Origin of the sequence: Sphingomonas sediminicola, assembly GCF_049991885.1 — a bacterium.
GTDB classification, from domain to species: domain Bacteria; phylum Pseudomonadota; class Alphaproteobacteria; order Sphingomonadales; family Sphingomonadaceae; genus Sphingomicrobium; species Sphingomicrobium sediminicola.
In genome coordinates this window covers 161611-180500 of the sequence record NZ_CP178916.1, presented here as the reverse complement: position 1 = coordinate 180500, position 18890 = coordinate 161611, and the positions used below count along the sequence as shown (strand labels likewise).

Below are 18890 nucleotides of genomic sequence, written 5' to 3'. Positions count from 1 at the left end.
GACGCCGGTCTCGCTGGCCGGCACTCCACCCCCCGGGAGGGCTCATGTATGGGCACCATCATCACCACCGACGGCACCGAGATCTTCTTCAAGGACTGGGGTCCGAAGGACGCTCAGCCGATCTTCTTCCATCACGGCTGGCCGCTCAGCGCGGACGACTGGGACGCGCAGATGATCTTCTTCCTCAATCAGGGCTTCCGCGTGATCGCTCACGACCGGCGCGGCCACGGGCGCTCGACCCAGACCGACACCGGCAATGAGATGGACACTTACGCGGCCGACGTCGCGGAGTTGGTCGAGAAGCTCGATCTCAAGAACGCCATCCACGTCGGGCATTCGACCGGCGGAGGCGAATGCGTTCATTACGTCGCTCGCGCCAAGCCGGGCCGGGTCGCCAAGGCAGTGATCATCGGCGCGGTCCCGCCTGTCATGGTCAAGAAGGAGTCGAACCCCGGCGGGACCCCGATCGAGGCGTTCGACGGCTATCGCGCGGCCCTCGCGGCAAACCGAGCGCAGCTCTATCTCGATATCGCCAGTGGGCCTTTCTACGGCTTCAACCGACCGGGCGCGCAGATCTCGCAAGGCACGATCCAGAACTGGTTCCGCCAGGGAATGATGGGCGGAACGAAGGCGCATTACGACTGCATCAAGGCTTTCTCGGAGACCGATTTCACTGAGGATCTGAAGGCAATCGAGGTGCCGGTCGCCGTGCTCCACGGCGGCGACGATCAAGTCGTGCCCTATGCGGATTCGGCGCCGCTCTCGGCCAAGCTGCTGAAGAACGGCACGCTGAAGACCTATCCGGGCTATCCGCACGGCATGGCGACGACGCACGCGGACGTGATCAACAAGGACATCCTGGCGTTCATCCGCGGAGAGGACTTCGGCGCCGACCGGCAGGAGGAAGAGAGGCTGATCGTCGAGCCAATCCCCGCTCCCGTTGAATGAGTGACGCTCAGCGTACCCTGTTTGCAGAGCGCGGGGCGCAGATGTTCCCGCGCCTGACCGACGACGAGCTTGCGCGGCTTTCCAAGTTCGGGGAGCCGCGCAGCTTCCGCGCCGGAGAAAGGGTCGGCCGGGTCGGGGAGACAGGACCGGGGCTGATGCTGATCCTGTCGGGCGAGGTGGAAGTCACCGAGCCGGCGAAGGACGGCAAGGCGCCGCATATCGTCACCCACTCGCGCGGCAATTTCACGGGAGAGCTGGCCCAGCTTTCGGGGCGGCCAGTGCTCGTTGATTCGACCGCTCTGACCGGAGTCGAAGGCGTTGCCATTGCTCCCGATCGGCTTCGTGCCTTGCTGATCGCGGAGGCGGAGCTCGGCGAGCGCATCATGCGGGCTCTGATCCTGCGCCGGGTAGGACTGATCGAATCTGGCGCCGGTCCCATCATCATCGGAGACGAGGCCGACGCCGACGTGCTTCGCCTAGTGAATTTCCTCCGCCGGAACGGTCATCCCTACCAGCGGCTCGATCCGACCGGCGATTCCTGTGCGGAGACCTTGGTCCAACGCTTCCAAGTGTCGTCGGAAGAACTTCCGATCGTGCTCTGTCCGGGCGGGCAGCTCCTTCGCAATCCGACCGAGCACCAGCTCGCACGCTGCGTTGGGCTGGTCGGCCCGATCAATGCCGAGAAGCTTTACGATGTCGCGGTGATCGGGGCGGGCCCGTCCGGCCTCGCAACGTCGGTCTATGCTGCATCCGAAGGCCTTTCGGTGTTGACGATCGACTGCCGGTCCTTCGGTGGACAAGCGGGAGCGTCCGCGCGGATAGAAAATTATCTCGGCTTCCCGACCGGCATTTCAGGAATGGCGTTGATGGGCCGCGCCTTCAGCCAGGCGCAGAAGTTCGGGGTCGAGATCGCCATTCCGGACGAAGCCGTGAAGCTGGAATGCGGGAACGATCCCTGCCACCTGCTTCTCGCCACCGGAGAGCGGATCCAGGCGCGATCGGTCGTCATCGCAACGGGCGCGCGCTATCGCCGGCTGGCCGTTGACCGTCTCGACGAATTCGAGGGATCGTCCGTCCATTATTGGGCCTCGCCGCTGGAAGCCGACCTTGCGGCGAATGAAGAGGTCACACTGGTCGGCGGAGGCAATAGCGCGGGCCAGGCGACCGTGTTCCTCGCCAGCCGCGCAAAGCATGTCACACTGGTCGCGCGCCGGCCGCTTAGCGACACCATGTCGCAATATCTGATCGAACGGATCGAAAGCCTGCCGAACGTCGATGTCGTCATCGGGTCGGAAGTTGCTCGACTCGCTGGAGCCGATGGTGCGCTGGAAGGCGTGGAGCTACGGAATCGCTCGTCCGGAACCGAAGAGGCGCGCCCCTGCCGATTCCTCTTCTCCTTCATCGGCGCGGAGCCGAACACCGACTGGCTGCAGAGCTCGGGCCTCAAGCTCGACGGGCGCGGCTTCGTACTGACGGGCGGGGACGAACGTCTTCCGTTGGAAACGAACAAACGCGGCATCTTCGCGGTCGGCGACGTGCGGTCGGGGTCGGTGAAGCGCGTGGCCGCTTCAGTCGGCGACGGCGCGCAGGTCGTCGCGGCGATACACCAATATCTGGCTGCGCAAGAGAAAGAGCGACCGGTGAGCATCCAACCGCAGATGCAGGTTACCGCGGCAGAATAGCCTCGCGACTCCCAGGTGGTCGCACCTTTCGGAAAGCCTTCGCGCTGCACACGCACAATGCAGAAGCGCTGGCCGCTCGGCGCCTCCAAGACCACCCACCGCTCCATGTGCTTGTGGATTTTCGCTCCAAGCTTCTCGAGCCGGGCGACTTCGGCGGGAATGTCATCCGTCTCGATGTCGAGATGAATCCGGCTCTCGTGGTCGACACGCTGGATCTGGACGCTGATCTCATCCGGCCGGTTTTCAAGCATGACGTAGTCGCCGCGCGTACCCGGATGATCGGGATCGACCGGGCGTCCCAGAGCCTCCGCCCAGAACTGCGCTGCCTGCTGGATGTCGTCGACGTTGCAGTCGATCAATATGCCGTTGATGCGCGAGCGGTGCCTGTCATTCCCACTCGATCGTTCCGGGCGGTTTAGACGTGTAGTCGTAAACGACCCGGTTGATGCCCTGCACCTCGTTGACGATGCGGGTCGCGACGCGACTGAGGAAGGCGGCGTCGAACGGGTAAATGTCAGCGGTCATGCCGTCGACGCTGGTCACGGCCCGAAGCGCGCAGACGTAGTCGTAAGTGCGGAAATCGCCCATCACCCCCACGGTGCGAACCGGAAGGAGAACGGCGAAGGCCTGCCAGATTGCATCGTAGAGTCCGGCATTGCGGATTTCCTCGAGGTAGATCGTATCGGCCTTGCGCAGGATGTCGCACTTCGCCTTGGTCACCTCGCCGGGGATGCGGATGGCGAGGCCTGGACCCGGGAAGGGATGGCGTCCGACGAAGGCGTCGGGCAGCCCAAGCTCCCGTCCAAGTTCGCGGACTTCGTCCTTGAAAAGTTCCCGAAGCGGCTCGACGAGCTTCATGTTCATGCGCTCAGGGAGACCGCCGACGTTGTGGTGGCTCTTGATCGTGACCGACGGACCACCGGTAAAGCTGACGCTTTCGATCACGTCAGGATAAAGCGTGCCCTGAGCAAGGAAGTCGGCGCCGCCGATCTTCTTCGCCTCGGCCTCGAACACGTTGATGAACTCGGCGCCGATGAACTTGCGCTTCTTCTCTGGGTCCGAGACGCCGTCTAGGCCGGCAAGGAAGTCGCGGCTGGCATCCACATGGACGAGCGGGATGTTGTAGCTGTTGCGAAACAGCGAAACGACCTGCTCGGCCTCCCCTGCCCGCATCAATCCGTGGTCGACGAAGACGCAAGTGAGCTGCTCGCCGATCGCTTCGTGGATGAGAACCGCAGCGACGGCGCTGTCGACGCCGCCGGAGAGGCCGCAGATGACGCGGCCGCTGCCGACCTGCTCGCGGATGTCGGCGATCTTCGCATCTCGGAAGCTAGCCATGGTCCAGTCGCCGGCGCAGCCGCAGACATGCCGAACGAAGTTGGACAGCAGTTTCCCACCGTCGGGCGTGTGCACGACCTCCGGATGGAACATCAGGCTGTAGCGCTTCGCCTCTTCGTTCGTGGCGATCGCAAACGGCGCACCTTCGGAACGGGCAACGATTTCGAAGCCGGGTGCGAGGCTTTCGACCCGGTCGCCGTGGCTCATCCAGACCTGGTGCTTCTCACCAATGTGCCAGAGGCCGTCGAACAGGGCCGACGGCGACACGATCTCGATGAAGGCCCGGCCGAACTCCTTCTGGTCCGACGTGACAACCTTGCCGCCGAGCTGCTGGTGAAGGGTCTGCTGACCGTAGCAAATGGCCAGGAGCGGGAGTCCGCTGTCGAACATCACCTGCGGAGCGCGCGGACTTTCCGCCTCGGTGACCGACGCCGGGCCGCCAGAGAAGATGATTCCCTTGGGCTGGAGGCGGTTGAACGCCTCCTCGGCCGAATTGAATGGAGCGATCTCCGAATAGACTCCGGCTTCGCGGATGCGGCGCGCAATGAGCTGCGTCACCTGGCTGCCGAAGTCGACGATGAGGATGGATTCGGTGGGCTGGACCGTCATGGCGAGCCGATAGGCACCGCATCGCCAAGAGTAAAGTTAAGCGATTCCTTAACTGTCTTGACGCACCTCTTCTGGCTCGATACTTAAGTGCATGCTTAACGATTCGCTTGCCCTCACTCGGACCTTCCAGGCCCTCGCCGATCCGGTTCGGCGCGGAATGCTAGCGCGACTGAGCCGCGGTCCCGCTTCGGTATCGGAACTGGCGAATCCGCTGCCGATCAGCCTGCCGGCTGTGATGCAGCATTTGAAGGCTCTCGAAGAGAGCGGCCTCGTCCGGTCCGAAAAGAAAGGCCGGGTTCGAACCGTCCAACTCGAGCCAAAAAGGCTCGAAACGGCGGAATCCTGGATCGCCGAGCGGCGCACCGAATGGGAGGCACAGCTCGACCGATTCGAGAAGTATCTTTCAACGCTGAAGAATGATGGAGAAACGCATTGACCCAGCATATCGACCTGGTCCTGGAACGGACGCTCGACGCCCCGGTCGACCTGGTGTGGGCCGCGTACACGGACCCGGAACATCTCAAGCAATGGTTCGCCCCGAAGCCATATCAGATCACCGAGTGCGAGCTTGATCTTCGTCCCGGCGGCATCTTCCGCATCCGCATGGTCGGCCCTGACGGCTTCGACACGGGCCACGGAGGTGCGGGCTGCGTGCTAGAGGTCGAGCAGGGCAAGAAGCTGACCTGGACCAGCGCGCTCGGGCCCGGTTATCGCCCCGCCGAGATGGGTGAAGGCTGCGAATCCTTCCCGATGACCGCGATCGTCACTTTCGAGGACGCGGGCAACGGAAGGACTGCGTACCGGGCCGTCGCGTTGCACAAAGACGCGAAGGACAAGGAAACCCACGAGAAGATGGGCTTCCACGACGGCTGGGGCACGGTCGCCGGCCAGCTCGAAGAATTCGCCAAAAGTCTCAAGGTCAGCGCCTGAGCCCAAACGAAATGCGCCGGAGTCTTTCGACCCCGGCGCATCCGTGTTTCAAAAGCTACTTCGCTTCCGCTTAGTAGCCGCGCCAGTAGGCCGTGCGACGATTGATATCGATGTCGCGGATGCGGCCGTCGTAGCGGACTTCGCACTTCCAGCTTAGGTCAGCGCCGGCATTGTAGCCGTAGCTGCCGTAGCCCCCACGGCCGTAGCCGTCGTAGCCCTGGTAGCCAGAGCTGGCGACGCCGTAGACCTTGAGGCCGTACGACTTGCGATCAACGCGGGTGATGCCCTGCACGCGACCGCCCATGTTGTAACGATTGTTGTAGCCGTACTGGCCGTAACCGTACTGACCGCCGTAAGGCACGTTGCCGTAGCCGTAGTAGCCATTGTTATAGCCATTGAGGCGGGCTTCGACGGCGCGGGCGCACTGGTCAATCGCAACACTCTGGTTCGAGTACTGGTTGTAGCCGTAATTTCCGTACGGATAGCGTCCGTAGCCCAGGATCTGGCCGATGATCTGGCCGACCGGGTTCTGGTTGTAGCCGTAGCCGTAGCCGTAGTTCGAATAAGGCTGCGGGTAATATTGAGCGGCCGCAGGTGCCGCGCTCGCGAGGGCAGCAAGACCAACGCCGCCGGCGAGAATTTTCGTCAGTGCCTTCATGGCCACTCTCTCCTTCAACAGTCTGCTTGCACGCACAAACGCACGGCAAGCTCGCAGGCTTCCTACCGGTTCGCCACTGCAGTTGGTCTGAATGCGCCGTTTGCTGGCGTTCAGCTTTGAAGGACCCGGCAACTGTTCCGATGATGAAGGTAGAAGGGGTCGAAATCCGCGAAGCTGGCGAGCCGCTCGAAATCGTGAACGAACAGACGACCGCTCTTGTGGTCGACCATTCCGGTCTCACGCAGCTGTTGGAGAGTACGATTCACGTGGACGCCCGTGAGGCCGAGCGCATCGGCCAGCATCTCCTGAGTGAGCGGCATTTCGCAGCTGTTGCGGTCGACGAGCCCGGCTGCGCTCGAGCGCTTGAAGATTTCGCAGAACAGATGCGCCATGGCTCGGTCGGCCGCGAGCCTGGAATTGCGCATCAGCCACTCGCGATAAAGCGCCGACTGGATCAGGCTCGATCGCCAGATTAGCGACTGAACCCTCGGACGAGCACGCATGAGGTTCTCGAGTTCACCATGCGGGATCAGAGCAATCTCGCTCGGGACGGCGGCGCTCAGGCTGCTGTCCAGGTAGTCGAGATGCATGGATTCCAACGAAGGCGCATCGCCCGGGATATAGAAGGAATGGATCTGCCGCGAGCCGTCGCGGCGGCTGACGTACCGCTGCAAGAAACCGGTTACAACGACGACCGAAAAGCAGGGCAGACCGCCGGTCTTGCTGATGTCTTCGTGCCGGCGAAAGGTCTTGATGTCGCCCTGAACGCGGAGAACGGCGGCGCGATCATCGGGACAAAGATCACCGACCCGCGAAAGGTGATTCAAAAGCGCCTGACCGATCACGCGCGCGCCTCGACAAGGCGCGCGAAAGGGCATTTCAACGAACGCACGACACCGCCTGTGATTCTCTCACCCGAGCGCCCCTTAGGCGGGCAACAATCGACGGCGCATTAACAAAGGATAGGAGTTCACCGATCATCCCGTCCGAACGCGACAAATGACACACAAATCAGTATTGCCCTGCAACGGTCACACGCGCGCTCCTTCGGGCTGGATCGCGTAGTGACTTTCCTGTTGGCTCGGTTGGTAATTGCGAAACCGCTTGCCGCGGCGATCATTTCTGGATGGAAAGGCGGGCCAATTTCCCATGATTGAAGCCCATCTCAAAAAACTTCGTGTCCGCGACCGCATCGGAAGCGAGGAAGAGGCGGCGATACGCGCCGCTATCTCTGACGTCCGAAGGATCCGCACGGACATAACCGTCGTCCGGCGCGGCCAGGAGTTGAACGAGTGCCTTTTGCTGCTCGACGGATGGATGACCCGAAACAGGGACATGGCGGACGGACAGCAGCAGATCAGCGAACTGCAATTCTGCGGCGACTTCGTCGACCTTCACGGCTTCACGCTCAAGCGGCTGGACCACAACGTCACATCGCTTACGCCGTGCAAGGTCGCCGTGGTTCCTCACGAGAATTTCCGGAAATTGCTCGAACGGTTCCCGCATCTCGCTCGCGTCTACTGGATGATGACCAACATCGATGCGTCGATCCATCGCGAGTGGACGGCATCGCTCGGCAGGCGGCCCGCGCTGAACCGGATGGCGCATCTGTTCTGCGAAATCTACGAGCGGCTGCGGATTGTCGGGCAGACGTCAGGCAACAGCTACGAATTCCCGTTGACCCAGCAGGAACTAAGCGAGTGCCTTGGCCTGACCTCAGTTCACGTCAATCGCACGCTGCAGGAGTTGAGGAAGCGCGGCCTGATCGAGGTCCATCGCCGGCAGACGACAATCCCGGACCTGCCCGCGCTTCAAGCCGTCGCAGAGTTCGATACGGACTATCTCTATCTTGAGCGCCGCGCGCGCTGACAAGGACTAGAGCTGGAGCCCCGTGAAACGGGCGAAGAAAGCCAGCACGTCCGACGCTTCCTCGATGATCTTGTCGGTCGGCTTGCCCGATCCATGTCCAGCGCGAGTCTCGATGCGGATCAGGTGCGGCTCCCCGTTCGGATCCGCCGCCTGCAATGCAGAGATATATTTGAAGCTGTGGCCCGGGACGACACGGTCGTCCGTGTCCGCCGTCGTAACCAGCATCGGCGGGTAGTGAACGCCGGTCTTGATGTTGTGGTAGGGCGAATAGGCCAGCAGCGTCCGGAAATCGGCGTCCTTGTTGGGGTAGCCGTAATCGTCGACCCAATAGCGTCCGGCGGTGAAGCGGTCGAAGCGCAGCATGTCCATAACGCCGACCGCCGCATTGGCCGCGTCGAAGAGGTCCGGCCGCTGGTTGATCACCGCACCGATCAGGAGGCCGCCGTTCGATCCGCCCTGGATTGCGAGGCCCTTGGGTGACGCAATGCCGTTCTTCTTCAGATAATCGCCGGCGGCAATGAAATCGTCGAACACGTTCTGCTTGTTCGCCAGGCGCCCGGCGTCGTGCCATGCCTTGCCATATTCGCCACCGCCGCGAAGGTTGGCGAGTGCGTAGACGCCGCCCTTTTCGAGCCAGGCGAGGCGCGTCGCGGAGAAGCTTGGCGTTAGCGAGACGTTAAAACCGCCATAGCCATACAGCAGTGTCGGCGCTGGGCCGGTGGAACCCTTCCTGCGAACGATGAACATCGGCACACGAGTGCCGTCCTTCGAATTGTAGAAGACCTGCTCGACCGAATAGTCGTCCGGGTTGAACGCGACCTTCGGAGCGGCCCAGGTCGACGCCTGTCCGCTCCTCGCATCGTAGCGATAGATCGTCGTCGGCCGATTGAAGCTGGTGAAGGAGAAGAAGGTTTCGGGATCGTCCATGTCACCCGAGAAGCCCGTCGCGGTGCCGATCCCCGGAAGCTCGACCGTCGAGAGCTTCCGGCCCTGTAGACTGTAGACGCTGACCTCGGACTTCGCATCGGCGAGATAGGAAGCGATCAGCTTGCCGCCGACGATCGAGGCGCTGTCGAGGGTCGCCTCTTGTTCGGCGATGACCGGCGTAACCGGATTGCCGGGCCGCGCGACATCCATCGCGACGACCTTCAGCTTCGGCGCATCCTTGTTCGTGATGAAGAAGAAGTGCGAGCCTTCGTTGCCGATGAAGGTCCAGTTGTTCTCGAGGCCCGTAACCAGCGCCTTCGGCTTCGCCCCCCGTGCGCGCAGGTCGATCGCGTGGACCTCGTAGCGGTCGTCGGTGCCTTCGGCAGTCGTGATCACCAGCCAGCGGCCGTCGTCGCTAACCGTGGCAGAATGCCCGTAGGTCGGCTTGTCCGGCGTCGCATATACCAAACGGTCGGCGGACTGCGGCGTGCCGAGCTTATGGAAATAGACTTTCGAATTGAGGTTGGTCGACTGGAACTCCTGCCCCTGCGTCGGCTCGGGGAAGCGAGTGTAGAAGAAGCCCGATCCGTCCTTCATCCACTCCAATCCGGAGAACTTGACCCATTTGACCTCGTCGCCGGTCTCCTTCCCGGTCGCGACGTCGATGACCTTGACCGTGCGCCAATCCGACCCGCCGTCCTGGATCGAATAGACGAGATATTTGCCGTCCTCGCTCGGGGTCCATTCGGCGAGCGCTGTTGCGCCGTCCTTCGACCAGCTGTTCGGATCGATAAGGACGCGCCCTTCCCCGTCGACGCTGTCGCGGACGAACAGGACCGACTGGTTCTGGAGGCCAGTGTTGTGAGCGTAGAAATAGCGTCCGCCTTTCTTCGTCGGCACGCCGAACCGCTCGTAATCGTAAAGCTGCTTGATGCGCGCCTCGAGCGCGTCGCGACCCGGGAGAGTCGTCAGGAATGCGTTGGTGACGTTGTTCTGAGCGTCCACCCAGGACTTCACCTCGGCATCCTCGCGGACATCATTCTCGAGCCAGCGGTACGGATCGGCGACCTGCACGCCAAACTGAGGATCGACCTGATCGGTCCGCCGGGTTTGCGGGTAAGCAAGCGCCGGCCTTGCAGCGTTTGCCGCCTGCGTCGCCATGCTCGCCGCGTCCGCTGCTGCCGCAGCCTCGACTGCAGGGTTGGGGGTCATTGCACAGGCACCAGTGAGCAAGGCGACAACGAAAGCACTCCGACGCATGGAAAATCCCTCCCCGGCGCAAAGAAAAAGGCGCGGCCGCCTTGGGTAGCAGCCGCGCCTAGTGTTTCAAGCGGACGTTCGACGAACCGTCAGGCGGCTTCGAACTCTTCCTCGGTGACCACCGGGCCGCTGTCCTGGCCCTTGGCCGAAACGTCGCGATCGACGAACTCGATGATCGAGATCGGCGCTGCGTCGCTGGCGCGAATGCCGGCCTTGATGATGCGCGTGTAGCCGCCGTTACGGTCGGCATAGCGCTTCGCAAGGACGTCGAAGAGCTTCACAAGCTGGGCGTCGTCCATCAGGCGCGACTGGGCGAGACGGCGATTGCTGAGGCCGCCGTGCTTGGCGAGCGTGATCAGCTTCTCGACGTAGGGCCGGAGTTCCTTCGCCTTCGCGGTGGTGGTGGTGATCTGTTCGTGCTTGATCAGCGCTGCCGCCATGTTGCGGAACAATGCCGCACGGTGGCTCGAGGTACGCTGCAGCTTACGGCCGCCTACGCGGTGACGCATGGTTCTTCTCCGTTCGTTCGAAGCCCGTTCAAGGTAGCTTCGGCCAGGCGGACTTGTTTGCGGGAGCCGCCCCTTTTCCCGTTGCTTTCGCTGAGCGCCGCCCTCAAGCGGAATGCCTCGCGGAAGTCAAGAGGAGCCGCCAGATGAATGCAGCCGCCTTGCCACTGGCGCTTGCCGTAATTGCCGGGATTTTCATAGCCATACAGGCGCCGACCAACGCGATCCTCGGCAAGGCGTCCGGCTCGCCGGTCGTCGCCGCGTTCATCTCCTTCGTTGTCGGCACGCTTGCTCTCGGAACGATGGTCGCCGCGAGCTCGGGCCGGCTCTTCGCGCCTGAGTTGAAAGGCGTGCCATGGTACGCGTGGGTCGGCGGGCTTTATGGCGCCTTCTTCGTCGCCATGGCTGCCTTTGCGGCGCCGCGAATTGGCGTTGCCACCATGCTGACTGCGGCAATCGGCGGACAGATCCTTGCGGCGCTCATGCTGGACCATTTCGGGCTGCTCGGGCTGGCCCGTCAGCCGGTCAGCGTGGAGCGTATCGCAGGTGCCGTTCTGGTCCTGATCGGCGCAGTGCTTGTCCGAAGGGGCTGACCGCTGCTAGTGCCTGGACCAGAGGGAATGGGGTCTCCCTGAAAACCGCCTGTCGCTGATGACTCCTGCTTGAAGCGCATGCGTGCAGCAGGAGGAAACACATGGGGTTTGCGATCGTCTTTCTTGGTGCCGGGATCGGCGGGGCGTTGCGCCACGGCGTCAACTTGGCCGCAGTGCGTTATCTGGGCTTCGGATTCCCCTTCGGCACCTTGATCGTAAACATCCTCGGCTCGTTCCTGATGGGACTTCTTGCCGGATATTTCGCCTACCGGACCGGAATCCCGCAGCACATGCGTTTATTCCTGACGACCGGAATCCTTGGGGGCTTTACAACTTTTTCTGCGTTTAGCCTCGATGCCGCTTTGCTTATCGAGCGACATGCTTATGGGCATGCGGCAGCCTATGTCGCGGCCTCCGTCTTTTTCGGCCTGGCCGCCCTGTTCGCAGGCATCCTAGTATTTCAGCTTGAAAGTTTCGTTCCGTGAATATCGATTTGATTCCCGTCGGCGACAATCCGCCCGAAAGCCTCAACGTCATCATCGAGGTGCCGGTCGGTGGCGAGCCGGTGAAATATGAGTTCGACAAGAAGTCGGGCGCTTTGTTCGTCGACCGAATCCTGCATACGCCGATGCGCTATCCGGCGAACTACGGCTTCGTCCCGCACACCTTGTCGCCCGACGGCGACCCGCTCGACGCGCTGGTGATAGCGCGCTCGCCTTTCGTCCCCGGATGCGTCGTGCGCACCCGTCCGATCGGCGTCCTCAACCTCGAGGATGAGCATGGCGGCGACGAAAAGCTCATTTGCGTCCCCGTCGACACGACCTTCCCCTATTACTCAGACATCGGCGAGCGGCAGGACCTGCCCTCGATCGTGCTCCAGCAGATCGAGCACTTCTTCACCCACTATAAGGATCTGGAATCCGAGAAGTGGGTGCGTATCGGAAATTGGGGAAACGCCGATGACGCGCGTCGGATCGTGACCGAAGCGATCACACGCGCCCAGCAGCAGAAGGCCGCCGTCTGAATTCCCTTGCATGCTCGTCGAGCACCGCGGCCATCGCCTTGCTGAGGTCGGCCGCCCCGAATGGCTTTGACAGCACTGCGAACTCAGATCCGTTCTTCAGGACCTCGTCGCTGTAGCCGGTCGCAAGCAGGACCGGCACCTGCGGATGTTCTTCGCGGACATGTCGCGCAAACTCGACGCCACTCATTCCCGGCATTACGACGTCCGAGAGCACGAGATCGATGCCGTTGGACCCGATCCGCTCCAGGGCGTCCTCGGCGCTTTCGGAAGGAATCACCTTGCAGCCAAGGTCGATAAGCAGACCCTCCGCGAAGTCGCGCACCTGAGGATTGTCCTCGACCAGCAGGACGCACAGTCCTTTCGGCAACTCCGACATGGCCGGACCTTCCGTAAGGGCTGCCTGTTCTTTTTCGGTGCGGGGGAGGATCATCGTGATGGTCGTGCCCCGGCCCTCGTCCGACTGGATTTCGGCTCGTCCGCCAGCCTGGGCCGCGAAACCATGGATTTGCGAAAGACCGAGACCGGTCCCCTTGCCGACCGCCTTGGTCGTGAAGAAAGGCTCGAATGCGCGCGCGGCGACGTCCCTCGGCATCCCGACGCCCGTATCGCTGATTCCAAGGGCAACGAAGTCGGATCCGTTCTCGTGCAAGCTGCGCGTGGAAAGGGTCAACTTCCCGCCTTCCGGCATGGCATCGCGAGCGTTGACCGCAGCGTTTAAAATGGCGGTTTCCAGCTGGGCGGCGTCGACCTCGACGCGGCTTGCCCCGGGATCCAATTCGAGCTCGATCGCGATGCTGTCGCCCAGAGTGCGCGAAAGAACGTCTGCCACTGCATCGAGCCGGACGTTGAGGTCGAGCACTTCCGGCCTGATCGCCTGCCGGCGGCCAAATGCCAGTAGATGATTGGTCAGGGTCGTCGCGCGGTCGGCAGTTTCGGTTATGGCCTCGAGATATTGCTTTCGTTTCGCAGCGGGCAGATCCGGCTTCCTGAGCAGGAAGTCGGCGGATCCGGCAATAACGGTCATCAGATTGTTGAAATCATGGGCGATGCCGCCAGTAAGTTCACCGAGTGCCTGCAGCTTTTGCGACTGGATGAGGGCCGCCCGCGTGTTCTCAAGCTCGTCCTGGACCTTTTTCCGCTCGGTAATGTCGCGAGTGATCTTCGCATATCCTACAAGCTCGCCCTCTGTATTGACGATGGGATCCAGGACTGCATTGACCCAAAACCGCGTGCCGTCCTTCCGAACGCGCCAGCCTTCCGCTTCGAAACGACCCTCCGCCGCAGCGATCCGCAAGGCCCTTCCAGGAAGCTCCGCAGCACGATCCTCAGGGGTGAAAAAGATCGAATAATTCTGCCCGATGATCTCGTCGGCCGTGTAACCCTTGAATCGTTCCGCGCCCGGGTTCCACGTGGTGACGTGGCCGTTCGGATCCAGCATGTAGATCGCGTAATCGGTGATGGAGTTGACGAGCAGCTGAAAACGCTGCTGCTCGGAGATACTGTCGAGGCTGGACAAGACGGTGCTGTTCCTAACGCGTTGGCGCAATGCGCCCGTACTCTTCCACCCCGCGGAAGAGCAATATTGCGAATGGCTTAGCGTTCAAGCGGTTTTTGTCCCTCCCAGTGTCAGAACCGGTCAAGCAGCCGGTCGACGGTCCCTTTCGTAGTGCTGCCCTTTTTGGTGGGATCTTTCACCTCACGCTCGAGAGCGCGGCGGATCATCTCAATCTCGCGTTCGGTGAGGTGCTCCACGCCGATGAATTGGTCGCGGGCCTTGGTTACCGCGCGAAGCAACTCATCCAGCTTTGCCTGCATCGCCGCGGCATCGCGATTCTGGGCATTCTGGATAAGGAACACCATCAGGAATGTGATGATGGTCGTGCCGGTGTTCACCACCAGCTGCCACGTATCGGAGAAATGAAATACCGGCCCGGTCACCCCCCAGACGACGATAATCAAGACCGCCAGTACGAACGCCAGGGGCTGGCCTGCCGCGCTCGAGATTGACGTGGCTACACGGGTGAAGAAACGCTCCATAACGCCCGAAACGCTTACGAAACGAGATGGTGCCAGCCCGCTTGCCTAACTTCGACGGTCAGCGCAGTCTCGCGTCGCGCTTGTGGGGAGGGAAAGATGGACGATCACTATTCGCCGCGGCCGGTGGCCGGCTGGTTCAAGTTTGCAGCGATCGCGTCAGTGCTGTTCATGGCGATCGGATGCGCTGGCTATCTCGCCAGCGTCCTGACCGATCCGAGCAGCCTCCCCGCGGACCAACGTAATCTGATGGCCGCGCGGCCGATATGGATGATTGCCGCTTATGCGATCGCGGTCTGGATCGGATTGCTGGGGTCAGTTCTGCTTTTGATGCGCAGGAAAGCGGCGGAGCCCCTGCTGCTCGTCTCGCTGATCGCAGCCATCTTCACTTTCATCCCCTATGCAGTTGTTCCGGCGGTCAGCGATCTCGTCACCACGAACGATATTGCCGTGGCAGTGGTCGTATTGGCGATTACATGGACGATCTTCTGGTTCGCGCGCCATTCACGCCAAAGGGGTTGGCTGCGCTAGCGAATATGGGCGCGCCCGAAGGCGCGCCCGCTCTTGAAGCCTACTGAGGCTTCGATTTCTTCTTCGACTTCTTCGTGGTCGTGTCGGTTGTCGTGGTCGGCGCCAGCGGATCGTCGGTTGTCGCCTGGGCGGCCGGCTCCGCCGGAGTTGCCGGGGTTGCAGCCGTTGCCGGAGTGGCCGGCGTGGCGGGGATCGCCGCCGTGCCCGTTGACGGATCGGCCGGCGTCGCGGGAGTAGCGGGCGTTGCGCCGGACGATGGCGTCGCTGGCGTTGCTGGAGTGGCCTGGGCCGTCGCGACGCTCGCACCGAAAGCCAGCGGCAAAGCGCCGACAATAAGCCTGGTCATCTTCATCGGAATTCCTTTCGTTGTGGATGACTGGGAATGCGCATCGAGGTGCGCGAGGCGGCCGACTAGTGGGACGCGCGGTTGGTTTCGCCCCATTGTCGGTGAGCTGTGGTTGAGCCGGGATGGCTGACAGCCGTGCGAGCGGCTAAAAGCCCTGCCCATGTCCACCTTCACCATTGATACGGCGACCAGCCGAGCGACCCCCACTCCGGTGCCCGGCAAGAGGATGACTGCCCCTGCGCTGCGCGCGCGCAAGGTCGACGGGACGACTGAGCAGCCGATCGTAGCGCTAACCGCTTACACGATGCGCATGGCGCAATTGCTGGACGAGCAATGCGATCTGCTGCTGGTCGGCGACAGTCTTGGACAGGTGATCTACGGGCTTCCATCGACGATCCCCGTCACGCTCGACATGATGATCGCGCACGGCGCGGCGGTCGTCCGTGGAAGCTGGCATGCGCTAGTCGCGGTCGACATGCCTTTCGGTTCCTACGAGGGCTCTCCCGAAGAGGCCTTCGCGAACTGCTCGCGGGTGATGAAAGAGACGGGCTGCGCGGCGATCAAGCTGGAGGGCGGCGATGCCATGGCGCCGACCGTCCGCTTCCTCAGCGAGCGCGGAATCCCAGTCATCGGCCATGTCGGCCTGACCCCGCAGGCGGTGAATTCGCTCGGAGGCTATGGAGCGCGTGGACGCGGCGATGCGGAAGCCAAGAAGATCCTGTCCGACGCGCGGGCGATAGCGGACGCAGGCTCCTTCGCCATTGTCGTCGAAGGCGTGATGGAAGAGCTGGCGACGCGGATTGCCCGTGAAATCCCGGTGCCGATCATCGGGATCGGAGCCTCCGCGGACTGCGACGGCCAGATCCTCGTAACCGACGACATGCTCGGGCTGTTCGAACGGACGCCGCGCTTCGTAAAGCGCTACGACAATCTCGCCGAGCAGATCGGCAAGGCCGCGGAAACCTACGCTTCGGAGGTCCGCTCGCGTACCTTCCCGTCGGCGAACCAGACCTATCGACCGAAGGGATCGTAGGACCCTTTGCCTTTGCCGACTTAGCCGCTAGACGGTTCGCCGCCAGCTTCCATTCATCCGGGGTGAGGAAGGAAGCGCCGGCATTTCAATTTCCGGTCACTTCGTTTTGAGGCAGTCTTGGCGATCCCAACGGACAGCAACGACACATTCCTGAGAGAAGTCGACGAGAACCTTCGTCGCGACCAGCTTCAGGACTTCTTCAAGAAGAATGGCACGTGGATCGCCGTCGCGGTCGTGGTCTTCCTGGGCGCAGTGGGCGGCTGGATCTACTGGCAGGAGTACCAGAAGAAGCAGTCGGCCGAGCAGTCCGAGAAGCTTCACGCCATCTTGACCGACATTTCCTCCAACCGTCGGCAGACCGTGCCGCAGCGCCTTGCGGATCTCGAAAAATCCCACAGCGACGTGGTCCGGGCTTCGGCCGCGCTGACCGATGCAGCGCTCGCGCTCGAGCAGAACAACCGCTCGGCAGCGATCGCAAAGTATCGGGAGCTGGCGAACGACAGGGGACTGGCGCAGGTCTATCGCGACGTCGCCACCATTCGCGGCACAACGCTGGAATTCGACACGCTCAAGGCGGAAGAGGTCGTCTCGCGCCTCGAGCCACTCGCGAAAGCCGGAAATCCCTGGTTCGGAAGCGCCGGCGAACTGACCGCGCTCGCTTATCTCAAGCAGGGCAAGAAGGCCGAAGCCGGCAAGCTCTTTGCCGCGATCGCCGCCGATCAACAGGTACCAAACTCCATTCGGGCCCGCGCCGTCCAGATCGCGGGCACGCTCGGCGTTGACGCAAGCGCATCGATGCCCGGGCTCCCACAACAGGATTGAAATCGATGAAGGCAGTTCGAACGAGGTTCCTGGTCCTGACGCTCGCCGCGCTCGCTGCGAGCGGATGCGGAATCTTCAAAAAGGGATCGCCCAAAACTCCCGTTCTTGGCGAACGCGTCGCCGTTCTCGCCACGGAGCAGGATGTCGCCGTCGATCCGGCTACGGCCGCACTGCCCTTCTCGTTGCCGGAAGCGACCGCGAACTCGGAATGGGCGCAGTCGGGCGGAAACGCATCAAAGTCGATGGGTCATCTCGCTCTCGGTCAGTCGCTTGGACAGGCCTGGGCGGTTTCGATCGGCGAAGGTGGAAGCCTCCGCGCGCGGCTCGCCGCGGCACCGGTCGTCGGGGATGGCAAGGTCTACACCATCGACACGCAAGCGACGGTGCGCGCGTTCGATGCCCAGTCCGGCGCCACGGTCTGGTCGACGCAGTTCGGGACGGAAAAAAGCAATAAGTCATCGCTGTTCGGCGGAGGCGTCGCGTTCGACAACGGCCGAATCTATGCGACGAACGGTCTCGGCTATGTCGCCGCGCTCGACGCCCGTAACGGCGGGATCATCTGGCAGGTCCATCCGGCCGGACCGCTCCGTGGCTCGCCGACGGTCGTCGGTGACACGGTCTACGCGATCACCCAGGACAACCAGATTTATTCCCTCAAGACCTCCGACGGCTCGACCAACTGGTCGCAGGCCGCAGCGCTCGAGATCGCCGGCTTTTTCGGAACCGCCTCGCCCGCGGTCGGGCAGGGAACGGTCGTCGCTGGCTTCTCGTCCGGCGAGCTCAACGCCTATCGCTACGAGAACGGACGTTTGGTCTGGCAGGACCAGCTCGCTCGCACCAGCATTCGCACCAGCGTCGCGTCGATCTCGGACGTCGATGCCGATCCGGTTATCGATAACGGCCAGGTTCTCGCCGTCGGCCAAGGCGGACGCATGGTCTCAATCGAGCTTCTTTCCGGCCAGCGCCAGTGGGAGCTGAACATCGCGGGCATCTCGACCCCGTGGGTCATCGGCGACTGGGCTTATGTCGTCACCGACGATGGCAAGCTGCTCTGCGTCGCCAGGGCGAACGGAAAGATTCGCTGGATCGCTCAGCTTCCCGCCTTCCGCCACGAGAAGAAGAAGGCTGGACCGATCAGCTATTCGGGGCCGGTGCTCGCAGGGAATCGCCTGATCGTCGTCAACTCGGAGGGCGCATTGATCAACGTCGATCCGGCGACTGGGGCGGTACAGAGCCAGACGAGCATAAAAGCGCCGATCAGCCTGTCGCCGGTCGTCGCAAACCAGACCCTGTACATTCTCGACGACGACGGGCGCCTTCACGCCTTTCGGTAGTAGCGGTTGACGCAAGTCCTGCGGGGGTGGCATTGGGCGCCTCCGCTCGGGCGCGGGTGTAGCTCAATGGTAGAGCAGAAGCCTTCCAAGCTTACGACGAGGGTTCGATTCCCTTCACCCGCTCCAACCGATTAGCAACATGCCGGAGGCGTGTTGAGGCCGGAGCGCCTGAAACGAAGCGAAGGGGCGACAAAACCCCAAATCTTCCGCGAATCCGCTCGCCGACGGCGTTGACACATCCCGTGTCCACCGCCACATGGCGCGCCTGCCTGCACCTGGAGAGGTGGCCGAGTGGTTAAAGGCAGCAGACTGTAAATCTGCCCGGGTTTCCCGTACGCTGGTTCGAATCCAGCCCTCTCCACCAGCGCTGCGCACGGCCGGTCCCCAAGGACCGGCGAACAGGACAAGTCAGCTCTCTGCAGCTCGAACGTGGCCTAAATGCCCAC

The 18890-nt window shown here is 62.5% G+C and carries 21 protein-coding genes, 2 tRNA genes, 1 pseudogene and 1 riboswitch; of the genes and pseudogenes, 15 read left to right on the top strand and 9 right to left on the bottom strand.

All coding sequences use genetic code 11. The annotated features are described in order from the left end of the window. The first annotated feature begins 48 nt into the window (after nucleotides 1-48). Nucleotides 49-948 carry an alpha/beta fold hydrolase gene (locus ACMC5O_RS00955; protein WP_426693106.1) on the top strand — a complete coding sequence of 300 codons (900 nt, stop codon included), beginning with the start codon at nucleotides 49-51 and terminating at the stop codon, nucleotides 946-948. Beyond that, complete coding sequence (locus ACMC5O_RS00950; RefSeq protein WP_187708078.1) at nucleotides 945-2630, top strand: FAD-dependent oxidoreductase; 1686 nt, start codon at nucleotides 945-947, stop codon at nucleotides 2628-2630. The genes ACMC5O_RS00955 and ACMC5O_RS00950 overlap by 4 nt, the downstream gene beginning before the upstream one ends. A gap of 113 nt (nucleotides 2631-2743) precedes the next feature. On the opposite strand, the pseudogene ACMC5O_RS00945 reads toward ACMC5O_RS00950, so the two are convergent. Both ACMC5O_RS00945 and guaA read right to left on the bottom strand, forming a co-directional pair. Next, a pseudogene (locus tag ACMC5O_RS00945) lies at nucleotides 2744-2989 on the bottom strand (VOC family protein); the annotation flags it as partial. A 28-nt stretch (nucleotides 2990-3017) separates the two neighbouring features. Continuing rightward, nucleotides 3018-4577, bottom strand: coding sequence for a glutamine-hydrolyzing GMP synthase (gene guaA, locus ACMC5O_RS00940; RefSeq protein ID WP_187708079.1), 1560 nt, complete (start codon nucleotides 4575-4577; stop codon nucleotides 3018-3020). 91 nt (nucleotides 4578-4668) lie between these two features. Here guaA and ACMC5O_RS00935 point away from each other — a divergent pair, with 91 nt between their 5' ends. Beyond that, nucleotides 4669-5013 carry an ArsR/SmtB family transcription factor gene (locus ACMC5O_RS00935; RefSeq protein WP_187708080.1) on the top strand — a complete coding sequence of 115 codons (345 nt, stop codon included), beginning with the start codon at nucleotides 4669-4671 and terminating at the stop codon, nucleotides 5011-5013. After that, on the top strand, nucleotides 5010-5507 hold the full coding sequence (locus ACMC5O_RS00930) for an SRPBCC family protein (protein WP_187708081.1): 498 nt from the start codon (nucleotides 5010-5012) through the stop codon (nucleotides 5505-5507). Before ACMC5O_RS00935 ends, ACMC5O_RS00930 begins: the two co-directional genes overlap by 4 nt. A gap of 70 nt (nucleotides 5508-5577) precedes the next feature. On the opposite strand, the gene ACMC5O_RS00925 is transcribed toward ACMC5O_RS00930, so the two are convergent. Together ACMC5O_RS00925 and ACMC5O_RS00920 are read right to left on the bottom strand one after the other, a co-directional pair. Beyond that, the gene (locus ACMC5O_RS00925; RefSeq protein ID WP_187708082.1) at nucleotides 5578-6165 is read right to left on the bottom strand and encodes a hypothetical protein; all 588 of its coding nucleotides are present in this window, start codon (nucleotides 6163-6165) and stop codon (nucleotides 5578-5580) included. Between the two features lie 110 nt (nucleotides 6166-6275). Continuing rightward, a complete protein-coding gene (locus ACMC5O_RS00920; protein WP_187708083.1) occupies nucleotides 6276-6755 on the bottom strand; it encodes a Crp/Fnr family transcriptional regulator in 480 nt (159 codons plus the stop codon). Between the two features lie 39 nt (nucleotides 6756-6794). On the opposite strand from ACMC5O_RS00920, the gene ACMC5O_RS00915 reads away from it, so the two are divergent. Together ACMC5O_RS00915 and ACMC5O_RS00910 are read left to right on the top strand one after the other, a co-directional pair. Then, entirely contained in the window at nucleotides 6795-7121 is a 327-nt protein-coding gene (locus tag ACMC5O_RS00915) for a hypothetical protein (protein WP_187708084.1), read from the top strand. Between the two features lie 193 nt (nucleotides 7122-7314). Further along, nucleotides 7315-8034, top strand: a complete 720-nt coding sequence (locus ACMC5O_RS00910) for a Crp/Fnr family transcriptional regulator (RefSeq protein ID WP_187708085.1) — start codon at nucleotides 7315-7317, stop codon at nucleotides 8032-8034. Nucleotides 8035-8040: 6 nt separating this feature from the next. On the opposite strand, the gene ACMC5O_RS00905 is transcribed toward ACMC5O_RS00910, so the two are convergent. Together ACMC5O_RS00905 and rplQ are read right to left on the bottom strand one after the other, a co-directional pair. Then, entirely contained in the window at nucleotides 8041-10221 is a 2181-nt protein-coding gene (locus ACMC5O_RS00905) for a prolyl oligopeptidase family serine peptidase (protein ID WP_426693105.1), read from the bottom strand. Nucleotides 10222-10310: 89 nt separating this feature from the next. Further along, on the bottom strand, nucleotides 10311-10730 hold the full coding sequence (gene rplQ / locus ACMC5O_RS00900; RefSeq protein ID WP_187708086.1) for a 50S ribosomal protein L17: 420 nt from the start codon (nucleotides 10728-10730) through the stop codon (nucleotides 10311-10313). 143 nt (nucleotides 10731-10873) lie between these two features. Between rplQ and ACMC5O_RS00895 the strand changes: the two genes are divergently transcribed. The 3 genes from ACMC5O_RS00895 (at nucleotide 10874) to ppa (ending at nucleotide 12344) form a co-directional block, all read left to right on the top strand. Beyond that, on the top strand, nucleotides 10874-11320 hold the full coding sequence (locus ACMC5O_RS00895) for a DMT family transporter (protein ID WP_187708087.1): 447 nt from the start codon (nucleotides 10874-10876) through the stop codon (nucleotides 11318-11320). A 14-nt stretch (nucleotides 11321-11334) separates the two neighbouring features. Next, nucleotides 11335-11395, top strand: a riboswitch (Fluoride riboswitch). A 26-nt stretch (nucleotides 11396-11421) separates the two neighbouring features. Next, nucleotides 11422-11805, top strand: a complete 384-nt coding sequence (crcB, locus tag ACMC5O_RS00890) for a fluoride efflux transporter CrcB (RefSeq protein ID WP_426693104.1) — start codon at nucleotides 11422-11424, stop codon at nucleotides 11803-11805. Continuing rightward, nucleotides 11802-12344 carry an inorganic diphosphatase gene (ppa, locus tag ACMC5O_RS00885; RefSeq protein ID WP_187708088.1) on the top strand — a complete coding sequence of 181 codons (543 nt, stop codon included), beginning with the start codon at nucleotides 11802-11804 and terminating at the stop codon, nucleotides 12342-12344. The genes crcB and ppa overlap by 4 nt, the downstream gene beginning before the upstream one ends. On the opposite strand, the gene ACMC5O_RS00880 is transcribed toward ppa, so the two are convergent. Both ACMC5O_RS00880 and ACMC5O_RS00875 read right to left on the bottom strand, forming a co-directional pair. Beyond that, nucleotides 12310-13890 carry a PAS domain S-box protein gene (locus tag ACMC5O_RS00880; RefSeq protein WP_426693103.1) on the bottom strand — a complete coding sequence of 527 codons (1581 nt, stop codon included), beginning with the start codon at nucleotides 13888-13890 and terminating at the stop codon, nucleotides 12310-12312. The two genes, ppa and ACMC5O_RS00880, sit on opposite strands and share 35 nt — an antisense overlap. Before the next feature lie 80 nt (nucleotides 13891-13970). Then, complete coding sequence (locus ACMC5O_RS00875; RefSeq protein WP_426693102.1) at nucleotides 13971-14381, bottom strand: low affinity iron permease family protein; 411 nt, start codon at nucleotides 14379-14381, stop codon at nucleotides 13971-13973. Between the two features lie 96 nt (nucleotides 14382-14477). On the opposite strand from ACMC5O_RS00875, the gene ACMC5O_RS00870 reads away from it, so the two are divergent. After that, nucleotides 14478-14909 (top strand): hypothetical protein, encoded by a 432-nt coding sequence (locus ACMC5O_RS00870; protein ID WP_187708089.1) that lies wholly within the window; start codon nucleotides 14478-14480, stop codon nucleotides 14907-14909. Nucleotides 14910-14949: 40 nt separating this feature from the next. Here the strand turns inward: ACMC5O_RS00870 and ACMC5O_RS00865 are convergent, their stop codons facing one another. Beyond that, nucleotides 14950-15255 (bottom strand): hypothetical protein, encoded by a 306-nt coding sequence (locus ACMC5O_RS00865; RefSeq protein ID WP_187708090.1) that lies wholly within the window; start codon nucleotides 15253-15255, stop codon nucleotides 14950-14952. Nucleotides 15256-15415: 160 nt separating this feature from the next. On the opposite strand from ACMC5O_RS00865, the gene panB reads away from it, so the two are divergent. From panB to ACMC5O_RS00840, 5 genes are all read left to right on the top strand, one after another. Further along, a complete protein-coding gene (gene panB / locus ACMC5O_RS00860; protein ID WP_187708091.1) occupies nucleotides 15416-16288 on the top strand; it encodes a 3-methyl-2-oxobutanoate hydroxymethyltransferase in 873 nt (290 codons plus the stop codon). Nucleotides 16289-16405: 117 nt separating this feature from the next. Next, nucleotides 16406-17110: a tetratricopeptide repeat protein gene (locus ACMC5O_RS00855; protein WP_187708092.1), complete on the top strand. Its 705-nt coding sequence runs from the start codon at nucleotides 16406-16408 to the stop codon at nucleotides 17108-17110. Nucleotides 17111-17115: 5 nt separating this feature from the next. Beyond that, nucleotides 17116-18444 carry a PQQ-like beta-propeller repeat protein gene (locus tag ACMC5O_RS00850; protein WP_187708093.1) on the top strand — a complete coding sequence of 443 codons (1329 nt, stop codon included), beginning with the start codon at nucleotides 17116-17118 and terminating at the stop codon, nucleotides 18442-18444. A gap of 52 nt (nucleotides 18445-18496) precedes the next feature. Then, a tRNA-Gly gene (locus tag ACMC5O_RS00845) sits at nucleotides 18497-18570 on the top strand. 151 nt (nucleotides 18571-18721) lie between these two features. Continuing rightward, a tRNA-Tyr gene (locus ACMC5O_RS00840) sits at nucleotides 18722-18808 on the top strand. Nucleotides 18809-18890 lie beyond the last annotated feature (82 nt).